Annotated in this window: 11 protein-coding genes; 7 read left to right on the top strand and 4 right to left on the bottom strand. The window is 48.9% G+C overall.

What is annotated here, in order from left to right; translation table 11 throughout:
- The first annotated feature begins 245 nt into the window (after positions 1-245).
- From ACR6Z4_RS31660 to queG, 4 genes are all read left to right on the top strand, one after another.
- Complete coding sequence (locus ACR6Z4_RS31660; protein WP_479721306.1) at positions 246-1061, top strand: phosphate/phosphite/phosphonate ABC transporter substrate-binding protein; 816 nt, start codon at positions 246-248, stop codon at positions 1059-1061.
- Positions 1058-1564 (top strand): hypothetical protein, encoded by a 507-nt coding sequence (locus ACR6Z4_RS31655; protein ID WP_479721305.1) that lies wholly within the window; start codon positions 1058-1060, stop codon positions 1562-1564. The genes ACR6Z4_RS31660 and ACR6Z4_RS31655 overlap by 4 nt, the downstream gene beginning before the upstream one ends.
- Positions 1565-1576: 12 nt before the next feature.
- Positions 1577-2389, top strand: a complete 813-nt coding sequence (locus ACR6Z4_RS31650; RefSeq protein ID WP_479721304.1) for a hypothetical protein — start codon at positions 1577-1579, stop codon at positions 2387-2389.
- A 213-nt stretch (positions 2390-2602) separates the two neighbouring features.
- Positions 2603-3616 (top strand): tRNA epoxyqueuosine(34) reductase QueG, encoded by a 1014-nt coding sequence (gene queG / locus ACR6Z4_RS31645; protein WP_479721303.1) that lies wholly within the window; start codon positions 2603-2605, stop codon positions 3614-3616.
- A gap of 183 nt (positions 3617-3799) precedes the next feature.
- On the opposite strand, the gene ACR6Z4_RS31640 is transcribed toward queG, so the two are convergent.
- The gene (locus tag ACR6Z4_RS31640) at positions 3800-4405 is read right to left on the bottom strand and encodes a ParA family protein (RefSeq protein ID WP_479721302.1); all 606 of its coding nucleotides are present in this window, start codon (positions 4403-4405) and stop codon (positions 3800-3802) included.
- A 323-nt stretch (positions 4406-4728) separates the two neighbouring features.
- Here ACR6Z4_RS31640 and ACR6Z4_RS31635 point away from each other — a divergent pair, with 323 nt between their 5' ends.
- The gene (locus ACR6Z4_RS31635; protein WP_479721301.1) at positions 4729-5604 is read left to right on the top strand and encodes a 4-hydroxybenzoate solanesyltransferase; all 876 of its coding nucleotides are present in this window, start codon (positions 4729-4731) and stop codon (positions 5602-5604) included.
- 307 nt (positions 5605-5911) lie between these two features.
- Here the strand turns inward: ACR6Z4_RS31635 and ACR6Z4_RS31630 are convergent, their stop codons facing one another.
- Positions 5912-6508 carry a hypothetical protein gene (locus ACR6Z4_RS31630; protein ID WP_479721300.1) on the bottom strand — a complete coding sequence of 199 codons (597 nt, stop codon included), beginning with the start codon at positions 6506-6508 and terminating at the stop codon, positions 5912-5914.
- A gap of 411 nt (positions 6509-6919) precedes the next feature.
- On the opposite strand from ACR6Z4_RS31630, the gene ACR6Z4_RS31625 reads away from it, so the two are divergent.
- Positions 6920-7282: a hypothetical protein gene (locus tag ACR6Z4_RS31625; RefSeq protein WP_479721299.1), complete on the top strand. Its 363-nt coding sequence runs from the start codon at positions 6920-6922 to the stop codon at positions 7280-7282.
- Positions 7283-7321: 39 nt separating this feature from the next.
- On the opposite strand, the gene ACR6Z4_RS31620 is transcribed toward ACR6Z4_RS31625, so the two are convergent.
- Positions 7322-7525, bottom strand: coding sequence for a hypothetical protein (locus ACR6Z4_RS31620; protein ID WP_479721308.1), 204 nt, complete (start codon positions 7523-7525; stop codon positions 7322-7324).
- A 349-nt stretch (positions 7526-7874) separates the two neighbouring features.
- Positions 7875-8954 carry a 3-isopropylmalate dehydrogenase gene (leuB, locus tag ACR6Z4_RS31615; protein WP_479721298.1) on the bottom strand — a complete coding sequence of 360 codons (1080 nt, stop codon included), beginning with the start codon at positions 8952-8954 and terminating at the stop codon, positions 7875-7877.
- 269 nt (positions 8955-9223) lie between these two features.
- Here leuB and ACR6Z4_RS31610 point away from each other — a divergent pair, with 269 nt between their 5' ends.
- Positions 9224-10132, top strand: a complete 909-nt coding sequence (locus tag ACR6Z4_RS31610; RefSeq protein WP_479721307.1) for a CoB--CoM heterodisulfide reductase iron-sulfur subunit B family protein — start codon at positions 9224-9226, stop codon at positions 10130-10132.
- Positions 10133-10273: the final 141 nt, after the last annotated feature.

Here is a 10273-nt window from a genome sequence, read left to right as displayed (position 1 = left end):
CTTACCCCCCTTCAAAAGGGGGGAATTTGTTCAGGTGCTCAAGTCCCCCTTTTCAAGGGGGATTTAGGGGGATCAAAATTTTTGTTTATACATCAGCTCTAAAAGCCTTACTGAGTGAGGCTTTCATACAATACGTTTAATACGTTGTCTTCCGATCTAGTCTAATTGCTATCTATTTCTTTATTTGTATGGTGTCACGCCGTTTCGTGCTGACTCAGGCACTTTGGTTTCTAGCAGGATGTGGGATGTCCCAGTCCAATCAAACTCTAAAGATCGAGCAACTAACGATTGGCACAGTTTCCTATGGAGAAGGCAGTCAGTCGGTAGAGCAATATCAGCGATTTATTGACTATCTGCAACAACAAACGAAGATTCTAGTGCAACTGGAACCGGCATATAACGAAGTCAAAGCGGTCGAACAAATTCAACGGCAGGTGTGGTCATTGGTGTTTGCCCCCCCTGGGTTAGCGGCGATCGCCATTGCCAAAGCGCAATATCTACCCATTTTTCCGCTCCAGGGCATCGATAACTTAGGTGCGGTGATGGTTGTGCTTAAAGACAGCCCCATCACCTCGCTCACGGATGTGAATGGCAAAATCATTGCGTTAGGGCAACCGGGGTCTGCCACTGGCTACTACGTCCCGTTGTATGAACTGTATGGCACAACCCCCGCAGAAGTGCGCATTTCCCCCACCCCCAGAGATACCCTGGATTGGTTGGCAACGGGTAAGGTGGCAATGGGCGCAATGGCAAAAAATGAGTTCGATCGCTATCGCACCGAGTTTAGCGGCATTGAGTTTCGGATTGTGTTGACCAGTCGTCGAATTCCGTCGGGGTCAGTGCTGATCAGCCCCAAAATCGACCGCAACCAACAAGAACTGTTACAAAATGCCATGAATGATGTGTTACCGGCGATCGCCGAAGAAGCCGGATATGTGCCCAATGCACCACCACCCGACTACAAAACCTTAATTGCGTTTATTGAAAAAGTAAAACCCATTGAAGCCCACATCCATCAAAAACCTGCACCCTTATATTCGGAGGGAGAGACTCCTCAATGAAACCGAAGTTTGCCGATACCGCATCCTGGCAACTGGCTGAAATGCTAATGCAACCTGTATTTATTCGCCTGATTGACAACATTCGCAAGCAGCTTGACTCATCAAGCTGGCAGGGAACCTATCAAGAGCAGCAAGTTTGGGCAGACGGCTTGCCAGAGGCAACCAAGACGCAAGTTTTACAGTTGCAACAGCAACTCAAAACTGCATCGAAAGAAGAAGCCGCCACGATCGAACACATATTAGCCACCTTGCCACAACCGCGATTGGAATATCAACTCTGTCTGAAAAATCAGACGCAAGAAATCAAGATTGATCTGTGGCACGTGTGCTATCAAATTTGCTTTCGCAACTATAGTCCTCCGTTCAACATTTCAGACGATCAGCCGGTTGAAATTGATCAGCGGCTGCTTGATGAAATGGGAGAAGTAGATTGGATTGTTTTAGATGAAAAAGCAAAACATCTCGTCCAACAAATTTTTGATAATTTACCTGCGGTGGAATAGTTTTTCAAGCCTGTGTTAAAAATTGCCCATGTTGTTAATCCGGTTCGGGTCGATTTCAGTTCCGATCTATTTATTGCTCAACCGATCACGTTTGAAACGTTACGCATTGCCCAAAACCTGGCACATGGCATCGTAGATGTTTCTCTTGTCGCTGTTGCTTACCCCGAAGATCAAGATTTTATTCCCGATCTCTTTCTCAAAACCCCGGCATTAGACCGCTCGGTTTTAGATATTCGCTCGTTTCAAAAACAACGTAAGTTGCCTCTGATTAAAAATATTTGCGATCGCCTGTATGAGGCAGTTCCCGATGCCGACTATTTAATTTATACGAATGTTGATATTGCCTTGATGCCCCATTTTTATCTCACCGTTGCCCGCCTGATAGAGCAGGGTTGGGATGGGATTGTGATCAATCGCCGCAATATTTCAAAAACCTATACGCAGGTAGAAGATCTGCCTTTGATGTATTCCGAGATTGGTAAAGCGCAGGGTGGGCACGATTGTTTTATTTTCCGTCGATCTGTTTATCCTAAGTATGATTTAGGAACTGCCTGCATTGGAGCCGCTAAAGTAGGCAAGGTGATGCTGCTCAATTTGATTTATCATGCGACCCGGTTTGTCGAACATAATGATTTTCATCTAACCTTCCACTTAGGCAACGATCGCGTTTGGAAATCACCCGATTTAGATGATTATTTCGAGCACAATGAAACCGAATTGATTCGCATTTTTCGTCAGTACGAAACAGTCGGAAATTTACCCGATCATCTACAAATTCAAAAACTGATAGATCGATATAGCCCAGCCAAAGACCTGCTTGACTGACAAATCTTTGTAAGAGGATGTTTGAAAAGTGGTCGCTTGTGATTTCCGACACCGACTGATCCCCCCTAGCCCCCCTTCAAAAGGGGGAACTGGTTGTCCCCCTTTTGAAGGGGGACTTTAGGGGGATCTGAAACAGTGCGCCTTCTGGCACTTTTGTCAGTCCATCAGCGATAGGGTAATAGAACCCGGCGATTTTCCTAATTCTTGTGACTTGTGACTCTTAGCCCTCCCACCTCCGATCAGATTAAGCACTACGCCCATGAGCTTGGGTTTCATAAAGTTGGTATTGCACCCGTTGCCAGCAATCTTCAACCCGCCCAACCAGGAACGCAAGCAGGGGCACAAGTACCTGACTCTTCGCCCAATAGAGCGGGGTTACAAACCTGGCTGGCTCAGGGATACCAGGCAAATATGGCTTGGATGGCAAATCCCAAGCGTCAAGATATTACGCAAGTGATGCCAGACGTTCGCTCGGTCATTTGCGTTGCCCTCAATTACTACGCCCCTCACCAACGCCCGACGGGGCACGACTATGCCAAGATTTCTCGCTATGGCTGGGGCAAAGATTATCACCGCATTATGCAGAAAAAGCTGAAGCAGTTGGCGAGTTGGCTAGAAACTCAAGGCGATCGCATTCAGGCTCGCTATTATGCCGACACAGGCCCCCTGCAAGATAAGGTGTGGGCAGAACGGGCAGGGTTAGGCTGGATTGCCAAAAATAGCAACCTGATTACAACCGACTATGGCTCGTGGGTGTTTTTAGGAGAGGTCTTGACCAATCTGGAGCTAACGCCCGATCGCCCTCATACTAGCCACTGTGGCACCTGTACTCGCTGTCTAGACGCTTGCCCAACCGGGGCGATCGCCCAACCCTTTGTTGTAGATGCCAATCGCTGTATCGCTTACCACACCATAGAAAATCGAGCAGAGACACTCCCCGATGCGATCGCACAGAATCTCCAGGGATGGGTCGCAGGCTGCGATATTTGCCAGGACGTGTGCCCCTGGAATCAACGTTTTGCCCAAGAAACCGATGTCTCAGAGTTTCATCCCTATCCCTGGAATATCGCGCCGACGTATGATGAACTCGCCGAAATTAGCGATGAAGCCTGGGATCAACGCTTCCCGGCATCGGCATTGAGACGCATCAAACCAGCGATGTTACGCCGTAATGCCCAAGCCGCAAAGACAAACGAAGAAAGGGCATACCCTAACGCCAGTGAATAGGACAGCCGATGTGTGGAGAAGCGGCGCGGCGCGCCGCTTCTCCACACATCGGCATCCCAGTTTTAACGTGGAGCGTGATCGAACTGACGCATTGGGTCACTATGACCATCCCGATATTGTTGGCGGAAGCGATGGCTCCGCCATCGCTTCCGCCAACAATAGATTTGATAAAATTCACCAGCCTCATAATCCAAAACTGGCGAGTAGCTCTTGTCCGACCCGTTGATAGTCTTGCCATGCATCCTCTGCTTTGGGATCTTTGACATCTGTAACCACCCCCCCAATCTGCGCTGCTTTTTGAAATACCGCAAAATTACGAATCCCTGTTTGAAACACAGGTAAGTTTGTCTCAACCAGCATGGTTTTCACCTGTTCCACATCCCGGCTGGTTTTAGTGGGCACCAGGGTTAACAAAATGCGGTAGCGATTAGCCGCGATCGCCTGCAACTGTTCCAGAAACAGCGCTAATGCATCCAGAGCCATGACATCGGGGGTCGTTGGCAAAATCAATAAATCACAATTATCAGTCAATACCTCCAGCTCCCGTCGGATCGGGCGAGCCGGGGTATCGATTACCACATGATCATACTGGCGAGTTTCACTAGGGGGCTTCCATTCGTCCACCACTTCAAAGGGCAATTTGCCCCGGTTTGCCCAACCCGTAGCAGAACGATTGGGATCTGCATCAATTAGCAACGTCTCTGCCTGATTTTGTAAATAGGCAGCCAAGTGAATGGCTGTGGTTGTCTTCCCAACCCCTCCTTTTAAGCTGGCGATAGTAATGATCATGATGGGTTGGCAATGGCTAACACAGGTTGAGCAACAGGATTTGCAGGGTATAGTTCTACGCAATCTAGTTAGGACATCGGGGGGGTGGGGGCAGTGCCCCCACGCAGGGGTTCCACCCCTGCACCCCGTCCTAACCCTAATGCGTACCGCTATAGAGATTTAAGTTTGCCGGTTCAAGGCTTGAGTGTATCGCGTCGAGTCGGTTAAAGCAGAGTGCCAGGGTAGAACTTCCGTATTCCATAGAGATTGTGAAATGGAGGCTCAGTCTTTGGAATCCAAAATGTTACCTTACTTTAAGAACCTATCTAAAATTTTTTATTTCTATGGTGTCTCAGTCTCAGTCTAAACCTGAACCAACCTGGCTTACAGTGGTGCGTCTTTTGCGATGGGATAAGCCAGCAGGACGACTGATCTTAATGATCCCGGCACTCTGGGCGGCAGTGCTGGCAGGTCGGGGAACCCTGCCCTGGATCCTAATTGGGGTGATTGTGTTGGGGACGCTGGCAACCAGTGCGGCTGGATGTGTGATTAATGATTTGTGGGATCGCAATATTGACCCCAAAGTCAAACGCACCCGCGATCGCCCTCTGGCATCTCGTGCCTTATCGGTCAAAACAGGGTTGGTGGTCGCGATGCTGTCGTTGATCTGTGCCTGGGGCTTATCGCTTTATTTGACTCCGCTAAGTTTCTGGCTGTGTGTGGCAGCCGTGCCCGTCATTGTGCTGTATCCCTTAGCAAAGCGAGTATTTCCAATTCCGCAACTGGTGCTGTCGATCGCCTGGGGATTTGCCGTGTTGATCAGTTGGTCAGCCGTGACGGGTGGATTAGAATTGGGCACCTGGCTGCTCTGGGCAGCAACGGTTTTATGGACTTTGGGGTTTGATACGGTTTATGCCATGGCAGATCGAGAAGACGATCGCCGCATTGGGGTGAATTCGAGCGCTCTGTTTTTTGGCGCACGGGTAACCGAAGCTGTGGGGATTTTCTTTATTGGCACTGCTATCTTTCTGGCGATCGCAGGCAAAGTTCTCACACTGGGGTTTGCCTATTGGTTAACTTTGGCGATCGCCACCCTGGCATGGTTCTGGCATTACAACCAACTGCGCCCCAAGAAACCCCATCCATCGACCTACGGTCGCATTTTCCGACAAAACGTCTGGATCGGGTTTGTCTTATTAGCCGGAATGGTTTTAGGGTAGCGATCGCAGATATAGTTCTACGCCATCCAGTTAGGACATTACACCAATTCTCAAAATGACTGCTACAGATCACACCCCACCGCCTGCGGCACCTCCCCTTGGTAAGGGGAGGTTGGGAGGGGTCAGATGTATAGCCCTAGAAAATGAATTGATATTAGAGGGGTGGGGGCACCGCCCCACGCAGGGGTTTCACCCCTGGCACCCCGTCCTAAACCTAACGCGTACCGCTATAGAATCAAAGTGCTAAAAAAGGAGTGGGGACGTTGTCCCCACTCCTTTTTTATGCTGAATAGTAGCTCAGTCGCCGCTACCGCATCGGCACCAGGGGTGTCAGGCGCAATGGTTGGGGAGCTTGATCAGTGCGAGGAATAAAATTAGGCAGCAAATTATCGGGGCGATTATAAGCGGCAATACAGGTTGACATCGCATCCGCCGTTGGCAAACTATTAATCTCTCTGCCTAACCCCAGCACACAGGCTGAAAAACGACTGGGCAACAGGCTACGACGGCAATGGTCTAACACATCCATCGCAACTGCATCTTCCCGCTCTGCATCAATACTGACGACACAGCGTGCCATTTCGACGGGTTGGCGAACGCGAGTGCAGCCTGAAAGCGCATCCGTCGCCAAAATTTCTGTCCCAGCTTCAATGTTAATGACACAGCGAGAGAGATGAACCGGATGCAGCGCATTGGCGCAGGCAGATGCCGTATCCGCTTCGCTGATACCCACGCCGAGTAAGTTAGTAGCGCATTTCTCAAAATCGGCAGTTCTCGGATAAATTCTCGGTGAACTGTAAAAAACGAGGGCGTCGGCTGGTAAAGCGACAGACCCTAAACCGACCGCTGTCAGTGAAACCGTCGTCAGTTGAATAAAATGCGATCGCAAACCCTTAGAAAACATAAGCAATTTTTTAGATGGGGACGCTTACAGAACCAGAATAAAATACATCATGCCTTTTTAAGACTTATGACGAAATCGTCCACCTGGACGAGTTAACTGTTGAAGATGGTCTCTAGAATGCGATCGCGCATCATTTGCTTCAACTAGAGTTAACATTAACTCAAACCTTATCAAAAAATAGGGCATTGGCAGCTCACCTGATCAAAATTTGATCAAAAGTTGTATAAATTGCCTGACGCCACCTTACTGCCATACTGTGGAATAAGGATCGTCAATTGCATCACCGTGAACGATCTATTTGAGCAGATAGCTCTCGTTCCAATGGAGAATTAAAGTTTTACCGATAGGAAAACTCCAATTCTCAAAATAGAGTGGGTTTAATCACGAATTTTGGCTTTGGTATAGACTTCAATGGAGTTTCAAGAAAAGTTAAGTCAACAGCGCGTCAAACATATCATTAACAGCTATCAATTAGCGGGTAATGAAGGGAGTCAGGTGGACTCCTATATAGAAGAATTATTCCAAACTTACCCTACGCCGTTGATTGAATTAGCGCTCGTTGAAACCCTGGTTGACTTGTGGGTTACGGTTCCATTAGTCAGAGGGTTAGCATTTATTTCGTTAGCACAAAAAAAGCTGCAACTTTGGGAACATCAACCCATTACCAGCACCATCACACCCGCTCAATTTCAACAAATTACAGGGTTAGATCCTGCACCCATATTTGGTTCCGCAGAATTTCCACCCCCTCGCCGGATCATGCGTCCTTCCTGATCCGTCCTACTCTCTAGACCGACCGATCTGCCCCACAGGTTAATGGAGTTCTGCCTCAATTTGATTGAACGGCACAAAACATTCTTGAGGCAGCAAAATTGGTTTTCGCCCAAAAATCAGTTGCCCTCGATGGGTAAAGCGATCGATCGCCACCCCAATCGGACGCTGAACCTGTTCGGTATGAACTTCGTAATAATCGCGATAGATTTGTCTCGCTGCCTGCAAGAGTGAAGAGTCGAGCATGGCTGAAAAGTCTACCGAATCAATCGGCTGGGTGACAACACCAACATCTAAAATGCGTCTGCCCGTACCTGGTTGTGTGTAAACCACTGTTTAACTCCCATTCGATAGGTAGACTTTAATACATTTGTATTATTGCGACAAGCATCTAACCGTTGCGCGGCATTAGCAATAGCGTAGCTCACTCTCACCAAGATGCATCACAATAAACTTCAGCAAAAATATAGGGACTCTCAATTTCGTAACCGACCCTTTGTGACCGACACGGTGTTGTGAGAGAGCCGCGCAGAGCGCGGCTCTCTCACAACACCCATCATCCATCCAGACGCAAAGCACTGTCATTGTCCATTATTTAAAGTGCCTTGAGCAGGGCTTCACCCATGGCTTTGCACCCCAACAGGTTCATGCCAGGAGACATAATATCGCCAGTGCGATCGCCTTGATCTAAAACGGTTTGCACAGCTTGTTCGATCGCATCGGCAGCTTTGGGTTCATTTAACCCATACCGCAACATCATGGCAGCACTCAGCACTTGTGCTAAGGGATTGGCTTTGTCTTGTCCGGCAATGTCGGGAGCCGAACCGTGGACAGGCTCAAACACACCGGGTCCCGAAGCCCCTAAACTGGCAGACGGCAACATACCAATACTCCCCGTCAACATGGCTGCCGCATCCGAGAGAATATCGCCAAACAAGTTTCCTGTCACGATCGTGTCAAACTGCTTGGGATCGCGCAAAAGCTGCATGGCAGCGTTATCGACATACATGTGGCTGAGTTCGATATCGGGATACTCCGGGGCAAGTTTGATCATGCGATCGCGCCACAACTGCGACACCTCCAGAACATTTGCCTTATCTACCGAACACAACTTACCGCGCCGCTTTTGGGCAGCTTCAAAGGCAACCCGTCCAATCCGGTCAATTTCGGACTCCGAATAGACCATCGTGTTCACCCCCCGCTTTTCACCCGTCTCTGACTCAAAAATGCCTTTGGGTTGTCCGAAGTAAATACCACCTGTGAGTTCGCGCACCACCATAATATCGACCCCTTCCACCACGTCTCGTTTGAGGCTAGAGGCATCGATCAACTGAGGCAAAATTTTCGCCGGACGTAGATTGGCAAACAAGCCTAACCCCGCCCTTAAGCCCAATAGCCCTCTCTCGGGGCGAATAGCATTGGGCAATGTATCCCACTTATACCCGCCAATCGCTGCCAACAAGACAGCCTCACTATTCCGGCAGATGTCCAATGTTTCGGCAGGCAACGGTTCTCCTGTCACATCGATCGCAGCACCACCAATCAGCGCTTCTTGAAACTGAAAGTGCAGATCAAGGTTTTGCCCAACCTGTTTCAGCACATCCACCGCGATCGCCAAAATTTCAGGACCAATTCCGTCGCCAGGTAACAGGGTAATGCGGTAGTGCTTTGTCATCGTCTTCACAAAAAAATAGGGTGCGGAAAAATGTCAACGCCTGCTGAGAACGTGCGAAGTTATTGTACCTGCTTAGGGATCTGCTGTTTCATAAAATCCCGGTTTTGTTTGAGAGGACAACGGTAGAGCCATCGCCCTCTCAAACAAAATGGCAGGTTGATTAATTTATGCCGCTTATTAAGGGAAGTTGAGAACTGATCAGGAATGGCAGGTGAACAGGGGATGATAGAGAAGATGAAGATACACTAAACGGTTGAACCGAATACCCCCTGCCATCCATGACCCTAAAGTACGCTTATTTTCCTGGCTGTGTCGCTCAAGGAGCTTGCCGCGAGCTGTATTGGTCTACTCAAGCTCTAACTCAGGCACTGGGCATTGAACTGATTGAACTGAAAAAAGCCTCTTGCTGCGGTTCTGGCACATTTAAAGAAGATTCACAGTTATTAGAAGACACCGTCAATGCTCGCAATATTGCTCTGGCAGAAGAATTACAATTGCCATTGTTAACCCATTGCAGCACCTGCCAGGGGGTACTGGGGCATGTGGATGAACGATTGAAAGAAGCCAGCCAAAACAATCCAGAGTATCTGAGTGAGGTAAATGGATTGTTAGAAAAAGAGGGCTGTCTTCCCTATCAAGGCAGTACAGAGGTTAAACATTTGCTCTGGGCGTTGGTTGGGGATTATGGCTTAGCTGCGTTGCAAGAGAAAGTGACGCGCCGACTCTCAGGGCTAAACTGTGCTGCCTTTTATGGCTGTTACTTACTGCGTGCCCAAAAGCATTTGCCCTACGACGATCCCCATCAACCCGAATCCATGGAAAATGTGTTTCGTGCGGTGGGAGCAACGCCCATTTACTACCGTGGACGCACCCAGTGCTGCGGTTGGCCACTCTCTAGTTATGCCACCCAGCAAGCGTTTCAAATGGCAGGCGGACATATCGAAGAGGCGATCGCCGCTGGTGCAGATTGTCTGGTAACACCCTGCCCCCTCTGTCATCTCAATTTAGATTCTCGCCAACCTGAAGTCGAACAGGCGATCGGCAAAAAATTGGGTCTTCCTGTTTTACATTTGCCACAGTTAGTCGCGTTGGCGTTGGGGATCAGCCCCAAACAACTGGGGTTAGATCGCCACATCGTCTCGACCCACCCCGTTTTAGCCAAAATGGGCATCAGTTAAATTGGGGGCAGTCCTTAAAAAGTAATAATCTTTGGGTGCGCGGGCGAAGCCCACACACCCAAAGATGATTGTCTCAACACCGTTACCAACTTGGGATCGAATACCCTTAAATTCTGTTTGAGAGCCGTCTTGCACTCAAAC

This window comes from Calyptranema fuscum S582, assembly GCF_055793305.1.
The sequence above is the reverse complement of the archived record's forward strand: the minus strand, read 5'-3'. Positions and strand labels throughout refer to the sequence as shown.